Origin of the sequence: Porphyrobacter sp. SLTP (genome assembly GCF_009905735.1) — a bacterium.
Classification (GTDB): Bacteria; Pseudomonadota; Alphaproteobacteria; order Sphingomonadales; family Sphingomonadaceae; genus Erythrobacter.
This window is the reverse complement of the sequence record NZ_JAAALE010000005.1, coordinates 94,803-118,462: the sequence shown is the minus strand read 5'-3', so window position 1 is coordinate 118,462 and position 23,660 is coordinate 94,803. Positions and strand designations below refer to the sequence as shown.

At 64.5% G+C, this 23,660-nt stretch carries 26 protein-coding genes, 2 tRNA genes and 1 other RNA gene; 21 read left to right on the top strand and 8 right to left on the bottom strand.

Annotation, left to right across the window (positions count from 1 at the left end):
• The first annotated feature begins 303 nt into the window (after window positions 1-303).
• Genes GVM20_RS05935 through GVM20_RS05905 form a run of 7 tightly spaced genes read left to right on the top strand, consistent with a single transcriptional unit; the run spans window position 304 to window position 6,573 of the window.
• Window positions 304-1,410 carry a glycosyltransferase family 4 protein gene (locus GVM20_RS05935; protein WP_234031877.1) on the top strand — a complete coding sequence of 369 codons (1,107 nt, stop codon included), beginning with the start codon at window positions 304-306 and terminating at the stop codon, window positions 1,408-1,410.
• Window positions 1,407-2,339: a glycosyltransferase gene (locus GVM20_RS05930; protein ID WP_166546369.1), complete on the top strand. Its 933-nt coding sequence runs from the start codon at window positions 1,407-1,409 to the stop codon at window positions 2,337-2,339. Before GVM20_RS05935 ends, GVM20_RS05930 begins: the two co-directional genes overlap by 4 nt.
• Entirely contained in the window at window positions 2,336-3,379 is a 1,044-nt protein-coding gene (locus GVM20_RS05925; protein WP_166546368.1) for a glycosyltransferase, read from the top strand. The genes GVM20_RS05930 and GVM20_RS05925 overlap by 4 nt, the downstream gene beginning before the upstream one ends.
• Window positions 3,376-4,479: an acyl-CoA dehydrogenase family protein gene (locus tag GVM20_RS05920; protein ID WP_166546367.1), complete on the top strand. Its 1,104-nt coding sequence runs from the start codon at window positions 3,376-3,378 to the stop codon at window positions 4,477-4,479. Before GVM20_RS05925 ends, GVM20_RS05920 begins: the two co-directional genes overlap by 4 nt.
• Window positions 4,480-4,526: 47 nt before the next feature.
• Window positions 4,527-5,141 (top strand): PIG-L deacetylase family protein, encoded by a 615-nt coding sequence (locus tag GVM20_RS05915; RefSeq protein ID WP_353653113.1) that lies wholly within the window; start codon window positions 4,527-4,529, stop codon window positions 5,139-5,141.
• Window positions 5,138-5,719 (top strand): class I SAM-dependent DNA methyltransferase, encoded by a 582-nt coding sequence (locus tag GVM20_RS05910; RefSeq protein WP_166546365.1) that lies wholly within the window; start codon window positions 5,138-5,140, stop codon window positions 5,717-5,719. The genes GVM20_RS05915 and GVM20_RS05910 overlap by 4 nt, the downstream gene beginning before the upstream one ends.
• Window positions 5,716-6,573 (top strand): glycosyltransferase family 2 protein, encoded by an 858-nt coding sequence (locus tag GVM20_RS05905; RefSeq protein ID WP_166546364.1) that lies wholly within the window; start codon window positions 5,716-5,718, stop codon window positions 6,571-6,573. Before GVM20_RS05910 ends, GVM20_RS05905 begins: the two co-directional genes overlap by 4 nt.
• 136 nt (window positions 6,574-6,709) lie before the next feature.
• Here the strand turns inward: GVM20_RS05905 and GVM20_RS05900 are convergent.
• A tRNA-Pro gene (locus GVM20_RS05900) sits at window positions 6,710-6,786 on the bottom strand.
• A gap of 112 nt (window positions 6,787-6,898) precedes the next feature.
• Between GVM20_RS05900 and GVM20_RS05895 the strand changes: the two genes are divergently transcribed.
• The 6 genes from GVM20_RS05895 to GVM20_RS05870 all read left to right on the top strand — a co-directional run bounded on the left by GVM20_RS05895 (window position 6,899) and on the right by GVM20_RS05870 (window position 12,431).
• On the top strand, window positions 6,899-7,867 hold the full coding sequence (locus GVM20_RS05895; RefSeq protein WP_166546363.1) for a thymidylate synthase: 969 nt from the start codon (window positions 6,899-6,901) through the stop codon (window positions 7,865-7,867).
• 111 nt (window positions 7,868-7,978) lie between these two features.
• On the top strand, window positions 7,979-9,274 hold the full coding sequence (locus GVM20_RS05890; RefSeq protein ID WP_166546362.1) for a thiamine pyrophosphate-dependent enzyme: 1,296 nt from the start codon (window positions 7,979-7,981) through the stop codon (window positions 9,272-9,274).
• Entirely contained in the window at window positions 9,271-10,326 is a 1,056-nt protein-coding gene (locus GVM20_RS05885) for an alpha-ketoacid dehydrogenase subunit beta (RefSeq protein WP_166546361.1), read from the top strand. Before GVM20_RS05890 ends, GVM20_RS05885 begins: the two co-directional genes overlap by 4 nt.
• 8 nt (window positions 10,327-10,334) lie before the next feature.
• Window positions 10,335-11,639: a dihydrolipoamide acetyltransferase family protein gene (locus GVM20_RS05880; protein ID WP_166546360.1), complete on the top strand. Its 1,305-nt coding sequence runs from the start codon at window positions 10,335-10,337 to the stop codon at window positions 11,637-11,639.
• Window positions 11,640-11,671: 32 nt separating this feature from the next.
• On the top strand, window positions 11,672-12,235 hold the full coding sequence (locus GVM20_RS05875) for a YdeI/OmpD-associated family protein (RefSeq protein ID WP_166546359.1): 564 nt from the start codon (window positions 11,672-11,674) through the stop codon (window positions 12,233-12,235).
• Between the two features lie 119 nt (window positions 12,236-12,354).
• Window positions 12,355-12,431: transfer RNA gene (locus GVM20_RS05870), tRNA-Asp, on the top strand.
• 44 nt (window positions 12,432-12,475) lie between these two features.
• On the opposite strand, the gene GVM20_RS05865 is transcribed toward GVM20_RS05870, so the two are convergent.
• From GVM20_RS05865 to GVM20_RS05845, 5 genes are all read right to left on the bottom strand, one after another.
• Window positions 12,476-12,727, bottom strand: coding sequence for a DUF2842 domain-containing protein (locus tag GVM20_RS05865; RefSeq protein ID WP_166546358.1), 252 nt, complete (start codon window positions 12,725-12,727; stop codon window positions 12,476-12,478).
• Window positions 12,727-13,305 carry a 5-formyltetrahydrofolate cyclo-ligase gene (locus tag GVM20_RS05860; RefSeq protein WP_166546357.1) on the bottom strand — a complete coding sequence of 193 codons (579 nt, stop codon included), beginning with the start codon at window positions 13,303-13,305 and terminating at the stop codon, window positions 12,727-12,729. Before GVM20_RS05860 ends, GVM20_RS05865 begins: the two co-directional genes overlap by 1 nt.
• A gap of 211 nt (window positions 13,306-13,516) precedes the next feature.
• A non-coding RNA gene (gene ssrS / locus GVM20_RS05855) (6S RNA) lies at window positions 13,517-13,690 on the bottom strand.
• An 11-nt stretch (window positions 13,691-13,701) separates the two neighbouring features.
• Window positions 13,702-14,172, bottom strand: coding sequence for a cell division protein ZapA (locus GVM20_RS05850; protein ID WP_166546356.1), 471 nt, complete (start codon window positions 14,170-14,172; stop codon window positions 13,702-13,704).
• Between the two features lie 6 nt (window positions 14,173-14,178).
• The gene (locus GVM20_RS05845) at window positions 14,179-14,409 is read right to left on the bottom strand and encodes a hypothetical protein (protein ID WP_166546355.1); all 231 of its coding nucleotides are present in this window, start codon (window positions 14,407-14,409) and stop codon (window positions 14,179-14,181) included.
• A gap of 219 nt (window positions 14,410-14,628) precedes the next feature.
• On the opposite strand from GVM20_RS05845, the gene tkt reads away from it, so the two are divergent.
• The 6 genes from tkt (at window position 14,629) to GVM20_RS05815 (ending at window position 20,905) form a co-directional block, all read left to right on the top strand.
• Entirely contained in the window at window positions 14,629-16,626 is a 1,998-nt protein-coding gene (tkt, locus tag GVM20_RS05840) for a transketolase (RefSeq protein ID WP_166546458.1), read from the top strand.
• Between the two features lie 15 nt (window positions 16,627-16,641).
• Entirely contained in the window at window positions 16,642-17,649 is a 1,008-nt protein-coding gene (gene gap, locus GVM20_RS05835) for a type I glyceraldehyde-3-phosphate dehydrogenase (protein WP_166546354.1), read from the top strand.
• 147 nt (window positions 17,650-17,796) lie between these two features.
• Window positions 17,797-19,002, top strand: coding sequence for a phosphoglycerate kinase (locus GVM20_RS05830; RefSeq protein ID WP_166546353.1), 1,206 nt, complete (start codon window positions 17,797-17,799; stop codon window positions 19,000-19,002).
• A 2-nt stretch (window positions 19,003-19,004) separates the two neighbouring features.
• A complete protein-coding gene (locus GVM20_RS05825; protein WP_166546352.1) occupies window positions 19,005-19,430 on the top strand; it encodes a DUF4440 domain-containing protein in 426 nt (141 codons plus the stop codon).
• A 2-nt stretch (window positions 19,431-19,432) separates the two neighbouring features.
• A complete protein-coding gene (locus GVM20_RS05820) occupies window positions 19,433-19,885 on the top strand; it encodes a PaaI family thioesterase (protein WP_166546351.1) in 453 nt (150 codons plus the stop codon).
• A gap of 135 nt (window positions 19,886-20,020) precedes the next feature.
• Entirely contained in the window at window positions 20,021-20,905 is an 885-nt protein-coding gene (locus GVM20_RS05815; protein ID WP_166546350.1) for a fructose bisphosphate aldolase, read from the top strand.
• A gap of 3 nt (window positions 20,906-20,908) precedes the next feature.
• On the opposite strand, the gene GVM20_RS05810 is transcribed toward GVM20_RS05815, so the two are convergent.
• Window positions 20,909-21,316: a hypothetical protein gene (locus GVM20_RS05810; RefSeq protein ID WP_166546349.1), complete on the bottom strand. Its 408-nt coding sequence runs from the start codon at window positions 21,314-21,316 to the stop codon at window positions 20,909-20,911.
• 80 nt (window positions 21,317-21,396) lie between these two features.
• On the opposite strand from GVM20_RS05810, the gene thiE reads away from it, so the two are divergent.
• Entirely contained in the window at window positions 21,397-22,026 is a 630-nt protein-coding gene (thiE, locus tag GVM20_RS05805; RefSeq protein WP_166546348.1) for a thiamine phosphate synthase, read from the top strand.
• Between the two features lie 64 nt (window positions 22,027-22,090).
• Window positions 22,091-23,077 carry a hypothetical protein gene (locus GVM20_RS05800; protein ID WP_166546347.1) on the top strand — a complete coding sequence of 329 codons (987 nt, stop codon included), beginning with the start codon at window positions 22,091-22,093 and terminating at the stop codon, window positions 23,075-23,077.
• A gap of 49 nt (window positions 23,078-23,126) precedes the next feature.
• Here GVM20_RS05800 and GVM20_RS05795 read toward each other — a convergent pair whose 3' ends face one another.
• Window positions 23,127-23,549, bottom strand: a complete 423-nt coding sequence (locus GVM20_RS05795) for an elongation factor P (protein WP_166546346.1) — start codon at window positions 23,547-23,549, stop codon at window positions 23,127-23,129.
• Window positions 23,550-23,660: the final 111 nt, after the last annotated feature.

The following is a 23,660-nucleotide window of genomic DNA, read 5'->3' as shown; positions in this document are numbered from 1 at the left end:
GGAATCGGTCGCTGAGCGATTCTCATTAACCATTGCACCGCACGGGACGACATCGGCGACTAGCGCGGATCGGCGCACCTTGTCGGCGAGTTGAGGTTCGTCATGCCTTCTCAAACTTGACCCGCCCGTGTCGAACTCGGTGATACCACCAACGCCTTCGCGCGCTCTCGCGTGCGAGTCCCATTGGGCAGCAGAGCTGAGGGTCTTGGTGTTCCAAACGCATGATCATTTCGGGAGTTAGGGACAGCACGGACGATAGGGCCCATGGTTCTGAGCTCAGGCCGCTCAACCCCCCGAGGCTCCATGCTCAAGATCGCGATCATCGCACATCTCAAATACGCGATTGCCGAACCCTTTGCCGGTGGCCTCGAAATGCACACGCATCTGCTGGCCAAATCGCTGCGCGAACGCGGCCATGATGTGACTTTGTTTGCGTCGCTGGCATCGGATCCAGCGCTGGGGATCGAGGCGATCTGCGAGGAAACATCGCTGCTGGAGACCGGACTTGCCGAAGCGGGCAATGTCGCTTTCTTTCGCGAACACCACGCCTATCTGCGCCTGATGACCGATCTGCAGACCCGGTCGTTCGACATCATCCATAACAATTCGCTGCACTATCTGCCGCTGACCATGGCCGCGACGCTGCGTGTGCCGACTGTCACCACGCTGCACACGCCGCCGTTCTGCTGGCTGGAAAGCGGCGTCAGGCTCAGCCGCAAGTCGAGCCATCTTGTCGCCGTCTCTCAGGCGACAGCCGATCTGTGGCAGAGTGTCACAACGGTCGATAGCGTCATCCCCAACGGGATAGACCTCGATCTTTTCCCCTTCAGTCCGCAAGCCGCCGCGGATCGCTATCTGGTGTGGTATGGAAGGATCGTTCCCGAAAAAGGCCTGCACCTCGCCATTGATGCGGCCCGCGCGGTTGGCCTGCCACTGAAGATCGCCGGGCCACGGTCTAACCAAGCCTATTTCAGCGAGTGGATCGCGCCGCGTCTGGGTGATGATGTCACCTACCTCGGACACTTGGCGCACCGCGACCTCGCCAAATTGATCGGTGGTGCCAGTGTGGCGCTGTGCACCCCGTGCTGGGAGGAGCCCTACGGCCTCGTCGTGGCCGAGGCGTTGTCTTGCGGCACGCCGGTAGCTGCGTTTCGCCGGGGTGGGATTCCGGCGATCGTTGATGCGACCTGTGGCGCCTTGGCCGAGCCTGATGATGTGGCGAGCCTTGCCGCTGCCATCCGCGCCGCGCTGAGCATGGATCGCGCCGCCTGCCGCCGCCGGGCCGAGAAGCATTGCAATGCACACCGGATGGTCGATTCCTACGAGCAGCTTTATCGCCGCCTGACCGCCCGGACCGCGGATTTCGCTCGGCAGCGAGGCCGCGCGGCCGCGTTGGCCCTGAGCGCATGACGCGGCCGGTCGTCGTCTGTGTCCCGGCCCGAAATGAGGCGAAGCGATTGCCATTGCTGCTCGAGGCCTTGGCGCACCAGACCCTTTCGGCCCCGATCAATGTCGCCTTGTGCGTCAACAACTCGACCGACGGGAGTGCAGAGGCGGCGGAAGAGGCGGTCGCAAAGGCCGATGGGCGCTTGCGGCTTAACCTCCTGACCTGCGAATTTCCGCCGGAGCGTGCTCATGCTGGATCAGCGCGGCGGGCGGCAATGGATCTTGGCGCTGGATGGCTGAATGAAGACGATGCCTTGCTCGTCAGCACCGATGCGGATTGCCGCCCGCCTGCGGACTGGCTCGAAGCCAATCTGGCGAGCGCTGGGCCGATGCGCATCGTTGGCGGCCGGGTCGAACTTGACGAGAGGGAGGCCGACACATGGCCCCTGCTATTCGATCTGCGCAGTCGGTTCGATGATTACTGGAGCAAGGTTCGCGAAATCGAGGACGCGGTCGATCCGGTTCCGTGGGATCTGCCGCCCCGCCACGGCGATCACACCGGAGCGAGCCTCGCTCTGACGGCGGGGCTGTATGACGCTGCGGGGGGCGTTCCCTTGACCTCATCGGGCGAAGATCGCGCATTGGTGGCTGCGGCGCTCGCTGTGGGCGGTGAGCTCATTCATCCCCAAGCCGTGTGGACCCGCACGTCTGCGCGGCCTGCGGGGAGAGCGGATGGCGGTATGGCAGAGGAAATGCGCCGCTGGCTCGCTGCCGGATCGGACGGCGTTGACCCCAAGGTTCCGGCATTTAACCACTGGCAATCCCGCGCTTTGTGGCGCCGCGCGATGCGCCGGGCGCTTGGCCCAGGTGAGCTGATGCTGGCCGAAGCCAAGCTGCCGCCCATGCCCAACGAAATGTCCCTGCCGAAGCGATTACGGGCTTCGTCGGCATGATCGGATATTACATCCACCATCAGGGCGAGGGCCACAGGCAGCGCGCCGCGGCGATTGCGGCGGCCTATCGCGGGCCGATGACCTTGATCGGCACTGGGCTGGGCGCACGGCTGAACGGCATACCCTGCCTCGACCTGCCCGACGATCGCCTGCCGCACGGCCAGTTTGATGGACGGGATAAGGCCATCCGCCCGCCTGCGCTACATTACGCTCCGCTGCATCACACAGGCGTGCGCGAGCGGGTTGCGCTGATTGCCAACTGGATTGCGGAAGCTCAGCCCGATCTGATGATCGTCGATGTTTCGGTCGAAGTCGCGATGCTCGCGCGACTGGCGTCGGTCCCGGTGGCCTATGTCCGACTGAGCGGCAGACGCAGCGATCCGCCACACTGTGATGCCTTTGCATCGGCGCAGGCGCTGCTCGCACCCTTTGCCGAGCCGCTGGATGATATGGAAATCCCGGAATGGGTGAAGCAGAAGACCTTTTACGCCAATGGCATCATCCCGACAGGGATAGCACGCAGCGTCGATCCTACCCGCGTGCTGGTCGTCGCAGGGAGGGGCGGGGAGGCGGCTGACGGCGCGCGATGGGCCGCCGCTGCTGCTGCGGTGCCGGACCGGACGTGGCGCGTGATCGGGCCATCGGTTGTGCCTGCCCGCATACCGGAGAACCTCGAATTCGCCGGCTGGGTCGACGGCGCCGATGCCGAGATCGCCAGCGCGGGCGTTGTCATTGGCGCGGCGGGGGATGGGCTGGTCAGCGCCGTCCTTGCGCATGAGCGACCCTTCATCTGCTTTCCCGAGCCCCGCGCTTTTGATGAGCAAGCGGTCAAAGCCGAAAGGCTCGCCGCGCTTGGTGCCGCGGTCGTCCCCGCGATCTGGCCCGAGGCTGAACAATGGCGGATGCTGATCGCAGCGGCCGAGCGACAGCCAAGCCAGCGCCCCGCTGCGCTGCGGGTCAGGGACGGAGCGGAGCGCGTCGCCCGCTGGCTCGAACAACTCACCCAAGCACCGCAAGCCCTGCGAGAGGCCCGATCATGACCGCCATTCTCAAACCCCGCGACAATCCGGCAGCGCGCCTGTCTGACGATCTGGCACGACTGGGCGAGCGCTATGACGCCGTTCCGCGCTTCCCATCAGAAAGTCTCGACCTGCTTGTCGCCCGTGGCCTGCATGGCCGCTTTGCGCCGCCGGAGGCGGGCGGTGAAACGTTTGCTGATGAGGAGGCTTGCAGCGCCAGCATGCTCGCGGCTTTGGGCGAGGTGGGCCACGGCGATCTCAGCGTGGGCCGGCTGTTCGAAGGCCATGTGAATGCGCTGCTGCTGTTTCGCTGGTATGGCTCGGCATCGCAGACGAAATGGCTGCGAAAGCAGTTGGCACGCGGCGCGTGGTTCGGGGTCTGGGCGAGCGAACCGCCCCCCGGTGTGCGGATCGATGGTTCGGAAAGCCCGCGCTTAACCGGCGGTAAGAGCTTTGCCAGCGGCGCAGGCGGGATCGATTGGGCGGTGGTGACCGCAGGCAGCGAAGGCGAAGCGCGCCGCTTGGTTGTCGTCTGCGCCAATGATCCTGAGCGCACCGATCTGTCCGGCTGGCGGGTCCGCGGTATGCGGGCCAGCGTCAGTGGGAGCTATGACCTTGAAGGCATGGCGGTGACGGACGCGATGCTGCTCGGTGAGCCGGGCGAATATGACCGTGAACCGCGCTTCACGGCCGGAGCTTGGCGGTTCTGCGCGGTGCAGCTGGGCGGCGTCGAGGCGCTGATTGCGGAGACTGCGCGCGGTATGCACCCCAAATCCCGCGAAGACGCGATCTTGCGTCAACGCTTTGCCAAGGCCCACATCGCCGCCCGCAGTGCGCGGTTCTGGGTCGAGGAAGCCGCCCGCAAAGCCGCCACCGAGGTCGACGACGCCATCACGACCGCCCGCATCGCGCGCGGTGTGGTGGAGGATGCCGGCCTCCTCGCAATCGAGACTGCCGCACGAATTCTCGGCACCCGCAGTGCCTTCGATGGCCAGCGCGCGGACAAGATTGCGCGCGATCTGTCGCTGTATCTGCGGCAGGCAGGCCCTGATTACGCCCGCGACGAGGCGGCAAAGGACATCCTGACGCGCGAGTTTGCCCCGGTCGGCACTTTGCCATGAGGACGGCCATGCTTGCGCGCAGCCCTTGGCGCAGTGCGCGGTGGCTCGTGATCGCGCCGCATCCCGACGATGAGACGCTGGGAGCAGGCGCGCTGATCCATCATGCGGCGGCGCGCAATCGGCTGGGCGGGGTGGTCTTTCTTACCGACGGCGGCGGATCGCATCCGCAAGGCACACCTCACCTGCGCACCGTGCGCAGGCGCGAAGCGCGGCGGGCGGTGGGCCTGCTTGCGGAATACCCTGTCCCGATTGATTGGCTGGGATGGGCCGACGGCAACCCAAGCCATGAGGCGAGCACAACCTTTGATCGCTCGGCGAGGCAGCTGGGGATCATGATCCGTAACCGCCGGATTGACGCGCTCGCAGTGTCTGACCCGGGGGACAGGCATTGCGATCATGTTGCGGCTTTCCGACTCGCAATCGCCGCCCGTGACCAATCGCGGCGGGCTTTGCAGATTTTCACCTATTCGGTCTGGCATGAGCCTGCCAGCCGCGGGACGCGGTTCGCGACGCCGGTCATGCCATGCGGGGTGCGACGCCGGGCGCTCAGCGCACATCGCAGTCAGCTGACACCCAGCATGGGCGAGGGGTTCCGCCTGCCAAAGCCGATGCGGCGCATGGCATCTTCCGACCAGCTTATTGCCGTGGATTGGCCGAGATGAGCGGTGCGCGCAGCCTGGGGGCCGATTACTTTGAAGGCATCTTCGCTTCCGATGCGGATCCGTGGGATCTCGCCTCGAGCGAATATGAGCGGCGCAAGTTCGACCGGACGATCAAAACGCTGGATGATCGCCGTTACGCATCAGGGCTTGAGATTGGCTGCGCGCATGGCGTGCTGACACAGCGGCTGCACCGGCTGTGTGATCAGTTGCTAGCGATCGACATCAGCCAGGCGGCTCTCGCCCTTGCTCAGCAAAGGCTGGGCACGCAGCCCGGCCTCGAATTCGCCCAGATGGGCTTCCCGACCGAAGCGCCGCAAAGTCGATTTGACCTGTGTGTCATGTCCGAGGTCGCCTATTACTGGGACGCGAGCGACCTTGCCCGCGCAGCGCTATGGCTGGCCGATCACCTCGTGCCGGGTGGGCGCGTGGTGCTGGTGCATTATACCGGCGAAACCGATTATCCGTGCACGGCTGACGAGGCGGTGGGCGCCCTCCAACGGGGGACATCCGGGCAATTCACGCCCTGCCTTGCCGAGCGGCATGAGAGCTACCGCCTTGATCTGTGGGAGCGGCAATGAGCCTGTCGCTCCTCACCCTCGTCCGCAACCGGACCGAGCATCTGATCAACCTGCTCGAAGGTGTGGCGCGCAGCGCTTTGCAGCCCGACGAAATCATCGTGGTCGACATGAGCGATACGCCGGTGCGTCTTGAAGAGCAGCATCCGCTTGTGCGGTTCGAGCGGCTTGAAACCGATGGGCTCCCGCTGGCGCAAGCACGCAACCACGCCGCCGCCTGCGCCGCAGGCGAGCGGCTGGTATTTCTCGACGTTGATTGCATCCCGATGCGAGATTGTCTGGGTATGCTTTCGGACGCGATCGGCGCGCACGATCAGCTTGTTTGCGCAGAGGTGCGGTATCTGGGGCCGGGCGATGCGTCAGGCGCGTGGGACGAGGATTCGTTGCTCGCCAAGGGCGCCGTGCATCCGGTTCGCCCGTTTCCCGCGCAAGGACTGGAGGAAGTCGACAATCCCGGCCTGTTCTGGTCGCTCGCCTTTGCCATCCGCCGCAGCACATTTCAGCGGATCGGCGGATTTGACGAGCGCTTTACCGGCTACGGGGCCGAAGACACCGATTTCGGCTTTGCTGCGCGCGATGCCGGTGTGCCGCTGCATTTTCTCGGCGGGGCGCTGGCCTGCCACCAATATCACCCGAGCTTTGATCCGCCGCTGCAACATCTCGAGGACATCGTCGCCAATGCGCGGCGGTTCCGTGACAAGCGCGGGTTCTGGCCGATGGCAGGCTGGCTGGAACAGTTCGCCGCGCTGGGGCTGGTGGCATGGCAGGACGACACACTCTGCATCCTGCGCCAGCCAACGCAACGCGAACGCGACGATGCCGTGAGCCTTTGGCCCGCAGACGGCAATGCGTTCTGATATGGTGTGAGACCACTCGGCTCAGTATTGCGCAGCCAAGCGGGGCCGCGCATAACCACAACGCCAACCGGCCAGTTTCCTCAACGTGAGGAAAAAGGCGGATTTGCGTGGGTTTAAGCGCCATAAGTGGCGAAATTGGTCGGGGAGAGAGGATTCGAACCTCCGGCCCCTGCCTCCCGAAGACAGTGCTCTACCAGGCTGAGCTACTCCCCGACCGTGTCGGTCCCGCTTGGGCAAAAGCACCACGCGGGTCGAGGCAAGGCGCGCCCTATAGGTGTGGAAGACGAGGGTGGCAAGCGGGCAATTGCGGCTTATGATGCGCCGCATGGCCAGCGCTGCGATTCCTCTCAATGAAACCGCCTTGCCGCATCCCGAGCAGCAATATCTCGATCTGATGCGGACCATCTGGGAAACCGGGAGCGAGCGGGTCGACCGCACGGGGATCGGCACGCGGTCGGTGTGCGGGGCCATGCTGCGATTCGATCTTGCGGGCGGCGCGATGCCGCTGCTCACGACCAAGCGGGTCTATTGGAAAACCGCGACCCGCGAGCTGCTGTGGTTCCTGACCGGGTCAACCAACATCCGGCCGCTGGTCCTGCAAGGCGTGAAGATCTGGAACGAGTGGCCGCACGCCAATTATGTCCGCGAGACGGGTGATGCGATCAGCCTCGATGCATTCGTCGCGCGAATCGCTGACGATGAAGTCTTTGCCGCGCGCTGGGGTGATCTCGGGCCGGTTTACGGCAAGCAGTGGGTCGATTGGCCGACCTATCGTTATCGTGCTGACGGACTCTACGAGAAGGGCGAGGGCATCAACCAGATCGCCGCCGTGATCGAATCCTTGCGCACCAGTCCCGGCAGTCGGCGCCACATCGTCGAAGGCTGGAACGTAGCCGAGCTTGACCGCATGGCGCTTCCCCCGTGTCACAAGACCTACCAGTTCCATGTTGCCGGAGAAGGCGCAGACGCACGCCTCAACTGTCTGCTCTATCAGCGTAGCTGCGATGTCGCGCTGGGCCTGCCGTTCAACCTCTGGTCGGCGGCGCTGCTTACGCGGATGATCGCGCAGCAGGTGGGGATGCAGCCGGGCGAGCTGGTGTGGATGGGGGGCGATGTGCACCTCTATCTCAACCACGCGCATCTGATCGAGGAACAGCTCGCGCGCCAGCCGCAGGGACGTCCGACGCTGGAGATCACGCGGACACCCGAAACAATATTCGAATATACCATCAATGATTTCGTGGTGCATGATTACGCGCCGCTCCCCCCCATCAGCGCGCCTGTTGCGGTTTAACGCCGTGCCTTGCGGCGGGCTTGACCGCTTGATGACGTTGAAATAAAAATACGTATTCAAGCAATGATAACACGGGCGCTGCCCGGTACGACGCGAGGGGAAAGCGCAAGGATGGCCGAACCAGCGAAACCGGCGGACACCAATCGCCCAGCGCTTGCGTTGCATGTGCCTGAGCCGAAATACCGGCCCGGTGATCGCGCGGATTTCTCGCATCTCGACATCGGCCAGCCCGGTGATCAACCGCGCCCGGATGAAGGCGTCCATCCCTCGCAGATCTCCGGCCTTGCCTATGGCCTGATCCGGGTTTTGGGCGACGACGATCAGGCCCACGGCCCCTGGAACCCCCGCTTGGCGCCCGATACCCTGCGCGCCATGCTCGGCCACATGGCAATGGTGCGCGCCTTTGACGAGCGGATGTTCCGCGGTCAGCGGCAGGGCAAGACCAGCTTCTACATGAAATGCACCGGCGAGGAGGCGACCTCGATCGCGCCCGCTATGGCGCTCGCCAGCGATGACATGGTGTTCCCCAGCTATCGCCAGCAGGGCATCCTGATCGCGCGGGGCTATCCACTGCTCGACATGATCAACCAGATCTATTCGAACCGGGCCGACAAGCTGAAGGGCCGTCAGTTGCCCATCATGTATTCGAGCCGCGCGCACAGCTTCTTCAGCATCTCCGGCAACCTTGCCACGCAATGCCCGCAGGCCGTGGGCTGGGCGATGGCGAGCGCGGCCAAGGGTGACAGCCGGATCGCGGCCTGCTGGGTCGGTGAAGGTTCGACCGCCGAGGGCGATTTCCACTCCGCCTGCACCTTTGCTGCGGTCTACAACGCGCCGGTGATCCTCAACGTGGTCAACAACCAGTGGGCGATTTCGAGCTTCTCGGGCTTTGCCGGGGGCGAGCGCACCACCTTTGCCGCACGCGGGTTGGGCCATGGCATCGCCGCGCTCCGGGTCGACGGCAATGATGCGCTGGCGTGCTATGCCGCCGCCGAATGGGCGGCGAACCGCGCGCGCGGTAATCACGGGCCCACGCTGATCGAATACTTCACCTACCGCGCCGAAGGCCACTCCACCTCGGACGATCCGAGCGGCTATCGTTCTGCGCAGGAGCGCGAGGAATGGCCGCTGGGCGATCCGGTGACGCGCCTGAAGAAGCACCTCATCGCCATCGGCGAATGGGACGAGGATCGCCATGCGGCGATGGACCTTGAATGCGCGGAATTGGTCAAGGCGACCACCAAGGAGGCCGAAAAGAACGGCATCCTCGGCCACGGCCTACACCACCCGTTCCACACCATGTTCGAGGATGTTTACGAGGATCTGCCCTGGCATCTTGAAGAACAGGCCGATCAGGCGATCCGCGAACGCATCACCAAGTTCGGCACCGAAAGGCCCTTCGGATGAGCGAGAACCCGGCAAACGTGGGCGAAGCGGTCATCGCGGAACGCCGCCTCAACATGATCGAGGCGATCAACGAAGCGCTCGACATCATGCTGGAGCGTGATCCCGACGTGATCATCATGGGCGAGGATGTCGGCTATTTCGGCGGCGTGTTCCGCGCCACGGCGGGGCTTCAGGCCAAGTATGGCAAGAACCGCGTGTTCGATACGCCGATTTCGGAATGCGGGATCATCGGCGCGGCAGTGGGGATGGGGGCTTACGGCCTGCGTCCGGTGCCGGAGATCCAGTTTGCTGATTACATCTATCCGGGCCTCGACCAGCTCATCAGTGAAGCCGCACGCCTGCGGTATCGCTCGGCAGGTGATTATATCGCGCCGCTCACTGTGCGCTCGCCCTTTGGTGGCGGCATCTTCGGCGGCCAGACCCACAGCCAGAGCCCCGAGGCGCTGTTCACCCATGTGGCGGGCCTCAAGACCGTTATTCCAAGCACGCCGCACGACGCCAAGGGGCTCTTGATCTCCGCCATCGAAGACAATGATCCGGTGATCTTCTTCGAGCCCAAGCGCATCTACAATGGCCCATTCACTGGCTTCTACGACAAGCCGGTTGAGCCGTGGAAGAAGCACCCCGACAGCGTGGTGCCCGAAGGCTATTACAAGGTGCCGCTGGGCAAGGCCCGGTATGTGCGCGAGGGTGAGGCGCTGACCGTGCTCGCCTATGGCACGATGGTCCACGTCGCGCAGGCCGTGTGCGAGGCCAAGGGTGTGGATGCCGATATCCTTGATCTGCGCACGCTGGTACCGCTCGACATCAAGGCGATTGAGGCTTCGGTCGAAAAGACCGGCCGCTGCATGATTGTCCACGAGGCGACCCGCACCTCCGGCTTTGGCGCGGAATTGTCAGCGCTAGTCACCGAACGCTGCTTCTACCACCTCGAAGCCCCGGTCGAACGCGTCACCGGCTTCGACACGCCCTATCCCCATAGCCTCGAATGGGCCTATTTCCCCGGCCCTGTCCGCATCGGCGAGGCTATCGACAAGCTTCTCAAGGACTGACCGGCGCCATGGCGAGATTCATTTTCAAGATGCCCGATGTGGGCGAAGGCGTGGCTGAGGCGGAAGTCGTCGAATGGCACGTGAAGGTCGGTGACCGGGTCGAGGAGGACCAGCACCTCGTCGATGTGATGACCGACAAGGCGACGATCGATATCGAAAGCCCGGTCGCCGGCACGGTCGTCGACGTCGCTGGCGAGGTTGGCGATGTGATCGCCATCGGCTCGATGCTGTTGGTGATCGAGGTCGAGGGCGAGGTGTCCGAGGCGGAGGCCGAAGCCGCCGCCGAGCAGATTGAGGACGAGGTTTCCGACGCCGGAGAGGCGGATGAACAAAGCCCCGTTCGCCCTGAGCTTGTCGATGGGCTGCACTCCACTTTCGAAGAAAAGGACAGTGCTCCGACAGGCTCAGTACGAGCGGATGCAGAAACAAGCGCAGCACGAACAGAAATCAAGGTGTTGGCCTCCCCGGCAGTGCGCCAGCGCGCGCGTGATCTCGGGATTGATTTGGCCGAGGTGAAGCCTGCCGCCGACGGGCGCGTGCGCCACGCCGATCTGGATGCCTTCCTCGCCTATAATGGTGGCTTCAGCGCGGCGGGCAAGGCGCGTGCAGACGAGACGATCAAGGTCATCGGCCTGCGCAAGCGCATCGCCCAGAACATGGCCGCGGCCAAGCGTCACATCCCGCATTTCACCTATGTCGAAGAATGCGATGTCACCGATCTGGAAACCCTTCGCGCGCAGTTGAACGCGGCACGCGGTGACAAGCCCAAGCTCACGCTGCTGCCGCTGCTGATCACCGCGATCTGCAAGACCATCCCGGCGTTCCCGATGATCAATGCGCGCTATGATGACGAGGCTAATGTCGTCACGCGTTATGGCAGCGTGCATCTCGGCATGGCGGCACAGACCGACAATGGCCTGATGGTGCCGGTGATTCGCGACGCGCAGAGCCGCAACCTGTGGCAATTGGCGCGCGAGATTGGCCGTTTGGCCGAGGCCGCGCGCACCGGCAAGGCGACGTCGGAGGAGCTTTCCGGCTCCACCCTGACGATCACCTCGCTCGGCCCGCTCGGCGGGGTGGCGACCACGCCGGTCATCAACCGTCCGGAAGTCGCGATCATCGGCCCCAACCGCATCGTCGAGCGTCCGATGTTCGTCAGCGACGGCATGGGCGGGGAGCGAATCGCCAAGCGCAAGCTGATGAACATCTCGATCTCCTGCGATCACCGCGTGGTCGATGGCCACGATGCGGCGAGCTTTGTGCAAGGCATGAAGGCGCTGATCGAGACACCGGCGCTGTTGCTGGTCGACTGACTGAGGTAATGTCGGGGCCGGGAGGTGCCGACATGACCCACGATCCGCGCATCGACGATTACATCGCCGCAGCTGCGCCTTTTGTGCAGCCGATCCTCACCCATGTCCGCGCGCTGGTGCATCAGGCGCTGCCGGGCGCCGAGGAGACCATCAAGTGGGGGATGCCGCACTTTGTGGTGGGCGGGAAGAATGTCGTCGGCCTCGCTGCGTTCAAGGCTCATGCGTCGGTCGTGATCCACCATGAGGAGCGCGGGGAGGGGATGGGCTCGCTCGGCAAGCTGGCAAGCCTTGCTGACCTTCCTGAAGAAGGCGAGCTGATCGCGCGCTTCCAGGCGGGCCTTGCTGCCACGGGTACTCCGAAGCCGAAGCGCGCGCCCAAGCCTGAATTGCCTGTCCCGCCAGCGCTTGCAGCCGCCTTGGACGCTGCGCCTGAAGCAAAGCGGGTGTTCGGCGCCTTGGCCCCCTCGCATCGGCGCGAATATGTCGAATGGGTTGCGGACGCGAAGCGCGAAGAGACGCGCGACAAGCGCATTGTGCAGTCGATCGAATGGCTGACCGAGGGCAAGAAGCGTCATTGGAAGTATGAGGATTGTTGAGCATGTCGGCGCACTCGATTTTTTGCCGATCTGACCGTTGACAGCCCGAACGCCCGCGCCTAATGGCGCTGCTCCACGGGCGGGACGGCACAGCCGGAACGCTCGGAAGGACAAGATGCGCGGGTGTAGCTCAGTTGGTTAGAGCGTCGGCCTGTCACGCCGAAGGTCGCGGGTTCGAGCCCCGTCACTCGCGCCACTTGTTCCTCAAGGAAGCCGAAACGGCATTGATAAAGGCGGGCGTCAGTTCGCCTTTTCTTTTGCCTGCGATGCAGCAGGCGGGCTCCAGCTGCCGGTCTCCATCCAGATCAGGAAGCGCTTGAGCGGCAGGAGCCAGATTAGCCCCAGCACGACATAGACGACCGTCTGCGCGCCGCCTGACCAGCGGCCGATGATGTCCGGCGCATAGCGGGCGATCACCACACCGTAGATGATCAGCGCAATGAAGAGGCTGACAATGCCGAAGGGAATTCGCCAGGTCGGGGTTTCGCGCATCAGGTCAGTCCATAAATCCGGGTGGGGGTAACGACGGCATCGAGCGGCACGTCATGGGGTTCGGTCGGCAGGGCGTCGCAGGCTTGCGCATCCCATGCCAGCCCAATGGCCAGCAGCGGCGGATGTTCCGCCAGCCAGCGATCATAATGCCCGCCGCCTTGGCCGAGCCGCGCGAGCGCCGGGGTAAAGCCGACCAGCGGCACGAACAGGATTTCAGGCACCAGCGCCTCAGCCTCGGCTGAGGGTTGCAGCACGCCGAACGGGCCGACTTCAAGATCGTCCTGCCCATAGGGATCGCTGTGCCGCCTGAACGTCATCGGTGCGTCAGGTGCGGAGAAATGGGGCAGGGCGATGGGGTGGCCCGCCTCATGGAAGAACCGCGCATAGGCCGCCGCAGGGGCCTCCCAGGGACCGGCGTGATACACACCGATCACCGCCTCCTGCGGAATGCGGGCGAGCAAGGGTGCGGGCGGGCGGTGGAATAGCAGACCGCGAATGTGATCGGGCAGCGATTCGACATGGGCCTTGCGGGCAGTGCGAAGGGAGCGACGGAGTTCGGATTTGGAGAGTTCGGTCATCCATCCAGGCGGTAGACTTCAGTCTGGACGGCGGCAAGATCAACCACCTGCTCGCCCCTCCACCATCCTGCGGATGGTCCCCCTCCCCTGAAGGGGAGAATTGTAACGGCCCACAGGGCCGCAAGGCCGACTGGCCGCCCGCAGCGGGCGCAGCTTTGCTGCGCTTCTAGCGAGGACCGCAGTCAGGAGGGGCTGCGGAAAACAAAAACGTGACGGAACCACCATGGGTCGTTTGCGCTAGAAATCCTCTGACGCGTTTTACGTCAGGTGGGCGCCGTATGCCCAAGCTTTCCGGACGAACCGGCAAACAAGGGCAGGGACAGCTCCCATTTGGATTACTTATAGCCTCAGGGATGTTCAATCGGCTCGTGCCGGGCAGTCCCGCCGCCTACCTATCTAGGCGCTTGGTGCCGCCGCTTCAAGCGCCGCGGCACTGGCTTCGATGCGGGCCGCCAGCGCTTCGAGCTGTTCGGCGACCGCTTCGTTCAGATCTTCCGCCGGAGCAGCGGCTACGAACAGGTCTGGCTGCGGAGCAGCCGCACGCGCGGCAGCGGCTTTGCGCGCGGCTTCGAGCTCGCCTTCAAGCTGGGCAATCGTCTCGCGGAGCGCATCGGCTTCTGCGGTATCGGACTGAGGGACAATCGCCGGTTCGGCCTCACCGCCGCGTTTGCGGGCGTCCGCCAATTCGTCGGCAAGAAACAGCGCCGCGAACAGCAGGTTCTGCGCTTCCAGCGGTGCGCGTGATGCGCCGAGCAGGGCATATTTCTCTGCAATCATGGCGCCGAGCGCCTCGATATGGGCTTCCTCGCCATCAGCGCAGGCGATGGTGTAGGTTTTGGAGCCGATGTTCAGCGTGACGGTGCTCATCAGGCGTCAGTCTTCCAGCTTGGCGAGAATATCGTCGAGTTCGCGAAGGCTTTCGGCGACTTGCTCGCGCAATCTCTCGTGAACATTGACCAGTTCGATCACCCGGGCAGAGCTGCCCGCCGCCTTGCTTTCGGCGTTGGCGCTGGCTTCGCGGGCGATATCGCTCGACGCCGCGTCGATCCGGGCGATTGCGGTCTCGATACGGGCAAGCGCAGTGGCGATGCGGTCGGCGGTCATGGGCGCTAGCGATACCAACAGAATGCATGGGGTGCAAAGGCTTGGGCGGGGCTGTTGATAAGTGATGCGCCCTCGCAGGGGACGCCGATCGGGCGAAGGCGCACGCACGCAAGGTTGACCTCCCTGTTGGCCTCGGCAATGGCACGCCCATCTGAGCCGAGCCGAGTCGGGCGCGATGGCGCGCGGGGCCGGTTGCTGAAGCAGGAGAATTTCGTGCCGATGAGCCTCGAGCCCGCCCGCCTCCAGCCGATGGCGAACGCCATCCGCGCCCTGTCGATGGACGCGGTCGAGGCGGCCAATTCCGGGCACCCCGGGATGCCGATGGGCATGGCCGATGTGGCGACCGTGCTGTTCACCGGCCACCTCAAGTTCGATCCGACCGCGCCCGATTGGGCTGACCGCGACCGCTTCGTGCTGAGCGCGGGCCACGGGTCGATGCTGATCTACAGCCTGCTTTATCTCACCGGCTATGCCGCGCCGACGATTGACGACATCCGCAACTTCCGGAAGCTGGGCAGCCCTTGCGCGGGCCACCCTGAGAACTTCCTGCTCGACGGGGTGGAATGCACCACCGGTCCGCTGGGGCAGGGTCTGGCAATGGCCGTCGGGATGGCGATGGCTGAGCGGCACCTCAACGCGATTTATGGCGACGATCTGGTCGACCACCGCACCTGGGTGATTGCGGGCGATGGCTGCCTGATGGAAGGCATCAACCACGAGGCGATCGGACTGGCCGGACACCTCAAGCTCGGCCGCCTGAATGTGCTTTGGGACGATAACCGCATCACCATCGACGGCGCGACCGATCTGTCCTCGTCCGAAGATATCAAGGCGCGCTATATCGCGACCGGATGGCACGTGACCGAGTGTGACGGCCACGATTTCGCCGATATCGAGCGCGCCCTGCAAGAGGCCAAGGCCGATCCGCGTCCCTCGCTCGTCGCCTGCCGCACGATGATCGGCAAGGGCGCGCCCAACAAGCAGGGCACGAGCGGCGTCCATGGCGCGGCGCTCGGCGGGGCCGAAGTGGCCGCGGCGCGCGAGACGCTGGGCTGGACGGCTGAACCTTTTGTGATCCCCTCCGAAATCCTCGCCGACTGGCGTCTGGCGGGTGAGCCGGGCCGCGCGGCGCATGGAGCCTGGGCCGGGCGGCTCGAAGCCTCGGCGAAGAAGGGTGATTTCACCAGCCAGATGGCGCCGATCGGCAGTCTCGTCGGCCCGGCGATTGCGAGTTACATTGACGATCTTGCCCGCAATCCCAAGACGGTCGCGACCCGCAAGGCTTCGGAAATGGCGCTCGGCCCGCTGACGTCGGCGATCCCGCAGCTGGTCGGCGGCTCGGCCGATCTCACCGGATCGAACAATACAAAGACCCCCTCGACCTTGCCGATGTCCGCCGAGGATTACGCGGGGCGCTACGTCTATTACGGCATCCGCGAATTCGGCATGGCGGCGGCGATGAACGGCATGGCGCTGCACGGTGGCATCGTGCCCTATGGCGGCACCTTCCTCATCTTCTCGGACTATTGCCGCAATGCGATCCGCCTGTCGGCGCTCCAGCAGACCGGCGTGGTCTATGTGATGACCCACGATTCGATCGGCTTGGGCGAGGATGGGCCGACCCACCAGCCCATCGAGCAGGTGATGAGCCTGCGCCTGATCCCCAACCTCAACGTCTATCGCCCGGCCGATGTGATCGAGACGGCGGAATGCTGGGCGCTGGCGCTCACCACACCCGAGACGCCTTCGGTGCTGTGCCTCACCCGCCAGAATCTGCCGCAGCTGCGCGGCAAGGGTGACGAGAACTGGTCGCAGGCCAACAATCGTAGCGCCAAGGGCGGCTATCGCCTGCGCGACGCTTCGGCGGCCCGCAAGGTCGTGATCGTCGCGACGGGCTCCGAAGTGGAGCTCGCAATGGCCTGCGCTGACGAGCTCGAAACGCAGGGGATCGGCGCAGATGTCGTTTCGATGCCCTGCACCGAGCTGTTCGACGCTCAGCCCGAAGCCTACAAGGCCGATGTGCTACCGACCGATGCGCTGATCGTCTCGATCGAGGCCGGATCGACGCTGGGCTGGGAACGCTACACCGGGCGCAGCGGCATCAATATCGGGATCGACACCTTCGGCGCCTCGGCCCCAGCAGAAGATCTGTTTGCCCATTTCGGCTTTACCGCGGAGGCTATCGTCCCGCAAATCCTGAACAAACTGAACGCTTAAGCAGGAGAACCTCTCATGGCCACCAAAGTTGCCATCAACGGCTTCGGTCGCATCGGCCGGCTCGTCGCCCGCGCTATTCTCGAGCGCACCGATCACGATCTCGAACTGGTCGCGATCAACGATCTGGCGGATGCCAAGTCCAACGCGCTGCTGTTCGCCTATGACTCGGTCCACGGCCGGTTCGGGGGCGAGGTGAAGGCCGATGGCGATGCGATCATCGTTAATGGCAAGCGGATTGCCGTGACCAAGGAACGCGATCCCGCCAATCTGCCGCACGCGGCGATGGGCGTGGACATCGTGCTCGAATGCACCGGCTTCTTCCAGTCCGACGAAGCGAGCCGCCCGCATCTTGCTGCCGGGGCCAAGCGCGTGTTGATCTCCGCACCCGCCACGGGCGTTTCCAAGACCATCGTGTACGGCGTGAACCACGAAACGCTGACCGGCGATGATGTGATCATCTCGAACGCAAGCTGCACCACCAACTGCCTCGCGCCGGTGGCCAAGGTGCTGAATGACGTGATCGGGATCGAGCGCGGGTTCATGACCACGATCCACTCCTACACCAACGACCAGCGGATGCTCGACCAGATCCACTCCGATCTGCGCCGTGCGCGGGCGGGTGCGCAGAACATGATCCCGACCACCACCGGCGCGGCGCGCGCTGTGGGTCTGGTGCTCCCTGAGCTGAAGGGCAAGCTCGACGGCTCGTCGGTCCGCGTGCCGACCCCGAATGTCTCGATGGTCGATCTGGTCTTCGTGCCGAGCCGCGACACCACCGCCGAGGAAATCAACGCCGCGCTGAAGGCGGCGGCCGAAGGGGCGATGAAGGGCGTGCTCGATTACACCGATCAGCCGCTCGTCAGCTCGGACTTCAACCACTATCCGGCGTCCTCGACCGTCGACAGCCTCGAAACCAGCGTGATGGAGGGCAAGCTTGCCCGCGTGGTCAGCTGGTACGACAACGAATGGGGCTTCTCCAACCGGATGATCGACACCGCCGGGGTGATGGCGAAGTTCTTGTAAGGTAATCCTCCCCTTCAGGGGAGGGGGACCATCCGCAGGATGGTGGAGGGGCACCCGCCACTGTTCGGATCATTCGAGGGTGCCCCTCCACCCCGCGCGTCCTGCGCGCGGTCCCCCTCCCCCGGTGGGGGAGGATCGGAGTGAGCAATGCCCAAGTTCAAGACCCTCGATGATCTGCCCGCCGACCTCACCGGCGAGGTCGCGCTCGTTCGCGTCGATCTCAACCTGCCGATGAAGGATGGCTCGGCCACCGATGTCACGCGGGTCGAGGCGGCGCGCCCCACGATCCTCGAACTCGCGGGGCGCGGGGCCAAGGTGCTGCTGCTGGCGCATTTCGGGCGTCCCGGCGGACAGCGGTCTTCGATGCTGTCGACCAGCATGGTGATCGGCGATGTCGAGCGGGTGCTGGGCAAAGAAGTCATGTTCATCCCGGAAATCGCCGGGCCGGTGGTGGATCAGGCGGTCAGCACCATCCTGCGCAGCGGGGATATCGGGTTGCTCGACAACACCCGCTTCTGGCCGGGTGAGGAGGGCAATGATCCGAACTTCGCGCAGGCGATCGCCGCACATGGCACGCTCTACGTCAACGACGCCTTCAGCGCCGCGCACCGCGCTCACGCCACGACCGAGGGGCTGACGCATTTCCTGCCGTCCTATGCCGGCCGTTCGATGGAGGCCGAGTTGAAGGCGCTCGACGCTGCGCTCGGCACGCCGCTGCAGCCGGTTGCTGCGGTGGTCGGCGGAGCCAAGGTTTCGTCCAAGCTTGCTGTGCTCGAACATCTGGTCGGCAAGGTGCAGCACCTCATCATCGGGGGCGGCATGGCCAACACCTTCCTCGCCGCGCGCGGGGTCGATGTCGGCAAGTCGCTGTGCGAGCATGATCTGGCCGCAACCGTGACCCGGATCATGGACGAGGCGGACAAGGCGGGCTGCACTGTCCATCTGCCCTATGATGTCGTGGTAGCCAAGGAATTCGCTGCCAACCCGGCAAGCCTGCGCATCTGCAACGTCCACGAAGTCGCCGCCGACGAGATGATCCTCGACGTGGGCCCGCAGGCGGTGGAAGCGCTGGCGGATGTGCTCAAGACCTGTCGCACGCTCGTATGGAACGGCCCGCTCGGCGCGTTCGAGACCGAGCCGTTCGATGCCGCGACTGTCGCCTTGGCGCGCACGGCGGCAGCGTTGACGCTGGAAGGTTCGCTGATCAGTGTGGCGGGTGGGGGTGACACTGTTGCGGCGCTCGCGCAGGCGGGTGTTTCGGAAGATTTCACCTATATTTCAACCGCTGGCGGGGCCTTCCTCGAATGGATGGAAGGTCGGGTGTTGCCCGGCGTGGCGGCCCTCGAAGTCTGACCATGGCGGACGTTACGGCCGAAATCGAAGCGCTGGCGCTCGGCGCAATGCGCGCCTGGGTGGCGGGCGATGTGAAGGCGATGAAGAAGATCACCGCTCGCGATTTCATGCTGCTGGTTGGCAGTATGCCGCCGCAACTGCTTGATCGCCCGAGTTTCCTCGCCGCGATGGAGCGCGGGTTTGCCTGCACCCGCTTTGCCTTGCGCGAAGTGATCGTGCGCCCCTATGGCAAGAGCGCGTGGTTCGTCGCCGGGGCGGAGCTTGAACTTGCGTTCGGGCCGAAGGTCTGGAGCGGCGGGTTCCTTGTCACCGATATGTGGCGCAAGGGCACGATCGGAGGCTGGAAGCTGGCCGAACGCAGCCTCGCGCGGCTCGATCAGGACGACAGCATCGCGGCGGCCGTCAGCCGTCTGCAATTGTGGAAGTAGCGATGAGCGAAGCGGTAGAAACCAGTTACGGCCAGTTGAGCGTCATGGAGAGCGGCGAGTTTGCCGGGTGGCGCTATTGGCAGGGTGATCCGTTCGAGACGCGCTCGGGCCCGTTCTACTACCGGCGGGAGGAAGACGGCTCCTATGTCAGCGCCTTCCGCGCGGAACCGCGCCACATGAACGGTGGCGGCTTCATGCATGGCGGCTGCCTGCTGACCTTCGCCGATTTCGCCCTGTTCGCCATCGCGACCGACGAATTGAACGGCGACCACGCGGTCACCTTGAACCTTGCGGGCGATTTCCTCGGCTCGGTCGCGGACGGCGCGCTGGTCGAGGCGCGGGGGGAGGTCACGCGCGGCGGGGGCAAGACGATCTTCGTGCGCGGGATCATCACCGGCGACGGCAAGCCCGCGCTGAGCTTCACCGGCATTATCCGGCGCCTGACCCGCCGCTGATCGCATCACGGCCGCCTTCGCGGTTGCAGCATCCGCGACGTCTCGCTAATGGCGCGTCATCGGGTCTGTGCATACCTATGCATAGACGCAAACAGGCCGCACTTCAGACCATCCTCGCACCGGAGAAAGCCAGCCATGAACACCCTCGAAATGACGACACGTATCGCCACCGGACAGGGATTCATTGCCGCGCTCGATCAGTCGGGTGGCTCGACCCCCAAGGCGCTGCGCGGTTACGGGGTGGACGACTCCGAGTGGTCGGGCGATGAGGAAATGTTCGCGCAGATCCACGCGATGCGCGCCCGCGTCATCACCTCGCCCTGCTTTGGAAGCGGCAAGGTGATCGGCGCGATCCTGTTCGAGCGCACGATGGACGGCGTTGTGGATGGCGTCTCGACCGGGGATGCGTTGAAGGCCCGCGGAATCGTGCCGTTCATCAAGGTCGACGAAGGTCTGGCTGACGAAGCGGACGGCGTCCAATTGATGAAGCCGATGGTGAAGCTGGCGGCGCTGCTCGAAAAGTCAGTGGCGGCCGGGATGTTCGGCACCAAGATGCGCTCGGTGATCAAGTCGGCCAATCCTGCCGGTATCGCCGCCGTGGTCGCTCAGCAATTCGAAGTGGGCGCGCAGATCATTGCTGCGGGCCTGATGCCGATCATCGAGCCGGAATATGACATCACGTCGGATGACCGCGCGGCGGGCGAAGCCATTCTGCTCGAAGAAATCCGCAAGCACCTCGACGCGCTGCCTGAGGGCCAGCAGGTGATGCTGAAGCTGTCGATCCCGGCTACCGCTGGCCTCTACACGCCGCTGACGCAGCATCCCAAGGTGCTGCGCGTGGTCGCGCTGTCGGGCGGCTTCTCGACCGACGATGCCTGTTCGCGCCTCGCCCAGAACCCCGGGATGATCGCCAGCTTCAGCCGCGGGTTGTTGCAGGATCTGCGCAAGGGCCAGTCGGACGCGGAGTTCAACACGGTGCTCGGCAAGGCAATTGAAAAGATTGCCAGCGCGAGCGTCTGACGCTTACCGCGCTTCGAAGGTGAAGCGGTAGTCCTCTTTGGCGGTCTCACGTCCGGCTCCGGCTTCGGGGGCCGGTTCGCCTGAGGTCAGTGCGATCACCGTGCCGTGCGTGCCGTAAGGCTCGCCCAGCGTCAGGTCAGCCGTGTCGCGCCAGCCTGCGCCGTCGATCCGGGTGCGGACCACCAACCGCCCGGCCCAGATGCAGCGGGCGTTGATCGGGCAACGGCTGTCTTCGACGACCTCCTGAGGGGTCACGCTCAGTTCGCCGACCGTCACGGTCTGGAGCAGCGCGGTGGGGCTCCCCTGAGGCAGCGGAATACTCTCCACCCCGGCGCGGTCCGGGATGACGGCGCAGGCACCGAGCATAGCGGCGAGGGTGAGGGGCAGGACGGCGCGGAGCAGATGGTTCATGCCTTCCGTTTAGCGCGCCAATGGCTGAGTGGCGGCTGAACAGGTGACAGCGACCGCGCGAGCGATTAGCGGTTCCGGCCATGACCGAAACACAACTCTATCTCATCTCCCCGCTCGACGTCAGCGGCACCTTTCCCCAGCGGCTCGAACGTGCGCTCGAAGCCGGCAAGGGTCTTGTCACCGCGTTCCAGTTCCGGGTGAAGGGCGTCGACAGCCACGAAGCTGCCGCACTGGCCGAGCCGCTCCAGGCCATCTGTGCCGCACATGACGTGGCCTTTATCGTCAATGATTCGGTCTCGCTGGCCAAGCGTCTGAAGGCTGACGGCGTGCACCTGGGACAAGACGACGGATCGCCCCGCGATGCGCGCGAGGAATTGGGCCGGGAAGCACAGATCGGCGTCACCTGCCACGCCAGCCGCCACATGGCGATGGAAGCGGGCGAGGCAGGGGCGGATTACGTCGCGTTCGGCGCCTTCTATCCCTCGACCACCAAGGACAAGGGCCCGGATGCCGAAGTGCCCGAGCTCGAAACGCTGCAATGGTGGAGCCAGATCTTCGAAATCCCCTGTGTCGCCATCGGCGGGATCACGCCGGACAATTGCAAACCGCTGATCGAAGCGGGGGCCGATTTTCTCGCGGTGTCAGGCGCGGTGTGGAACGGGGACGAGGTTGCGGCGATCGAGGCGTTTGCGAAGGCGATGCGCGGCTGAAGCGCGGGCTCACTGCTGGGAACGTCATTGCGCAGGTAAGCTTTCCGGTCGATACGTCGACGGAATGGCTACACTAAACCAGATTCTGTCAAATCCTGAGTGGTTGCCGCATCAGATCGATCCGTCTGGTAAAGACATGCTGTTTGTCCGGTTTACCCGCGACGAAATGAAGGCTCATGAATTCCTCGCCAATCAAAGGGGCAAGGACCAACAGTGGGTACCGATCAAGGACCTTCACGGCGCGTCCCTGCAAACAGGGCCGGTGAGCTTCATTTTCCATTCGGGCTTTTGCCGGTCAACGCTGCTGCTGAGGGCGCTTGGCGTCGAGGGCAAGGTCCTCGGCCTCAACGAGCCGGAGATACTGAACAGCCTTTCCCGTCTTGCCGATCCCAGTGATGAGCTGATCGCCTTGGTGATTGATCTCTTGTCGCGGCCACAGTCCGCCGGAGCGGCGATGCTGATCAAGCCGAGCAATTTCCAGAACCGTCTGATCCCCAAGATCATGGCGACGCGCCAGGATATGCGAGCGATTCTGCTGACCAACGCGCTGGACGAGTTCCTGTGGGCGATTGTGCGCAAGGGATTGTTGGGTCGGCAATGGGGCAGACAAACCTATCTCGTCGCCGCCACCTATGCGGGCCAGGTCGATGCTTTTGAGGCGCTTGTTCCCGGCATGACCGATCTGCAAGTTGCCGCGCTGGGATGGCTCTTGATGCAAAACTGGTTCGAAACGTCCCAACGCAGCATCGGCGCATCGCGCGTCGCCGTGCTGCACAGTGCCCATTTCGACCAGAACCGAGCCGCCACGCTTGCATCATCGGCCGCGCATCTCGCGCTTGGGTTGGAGACGCGCGATATCACCGCGATTCTGGACGGGCCGGTGTTCGCCACCGACGCCAAGTCAGGGGCTGATTACGCCGCCAAAGAAGCACGCGATGGCGAACGATCGCGCAGTGCCGTCACCGAAGACGAGATCCGCGAAGTGAGCTGGTGGATTGCAGAACTCGCCCGAGTTTCGGGCCTATCGGTCCCACTGAAGCAAACGCTTTAATGGCGATCGCCGGCGGCATGATTCCCGCCGCCGCGTCAGCACCCCAAGCTTAGTTGCCGTTGCTGACCCGCGTGCAGATCAGCTTGCTGAGGCTCCCGTCAGGGTTGAGCTTCTGCAAGGTGTTCTCGCCTAGCACACGGAAGCGCTGGTCCTTCTTGGGGCCGCGGGTGAAGACCACCTCGGTGCCGCGCAGCAAGTAGATGCCGTTGCCTTCGGGGTTCTCATAGCTGGAAGCGGTGCCGATCCGGAAGGCTTCTTCGGGGACTTCAACAAAGGCCTCACCCCCGGCATCGCCCGGCAGCGCGCATTGCCAGTTGCCGTGCTGGAGAATGCCAAGCATCCCGCTGGCAGGCGCAGTAGCACGGCTTTGCGGGCGCGACGCATTGCGGTCTTGCCCTTGGGCACCGCCGGGCAGGAAAGCGGCGGCAGCCGCAGCGCTGACGATCAGCAGGAACACGTATCGGGTCTTCATGATGCTCGCGCCTCTACCAGCAGGCGGGCGGGAAGGCCAAGTCTTTCGCGAGGCATTTGCCCGCGCTTGCCCGGACGGGTCCGCTCGGCTATGGGCGCGCATCATTTGCGG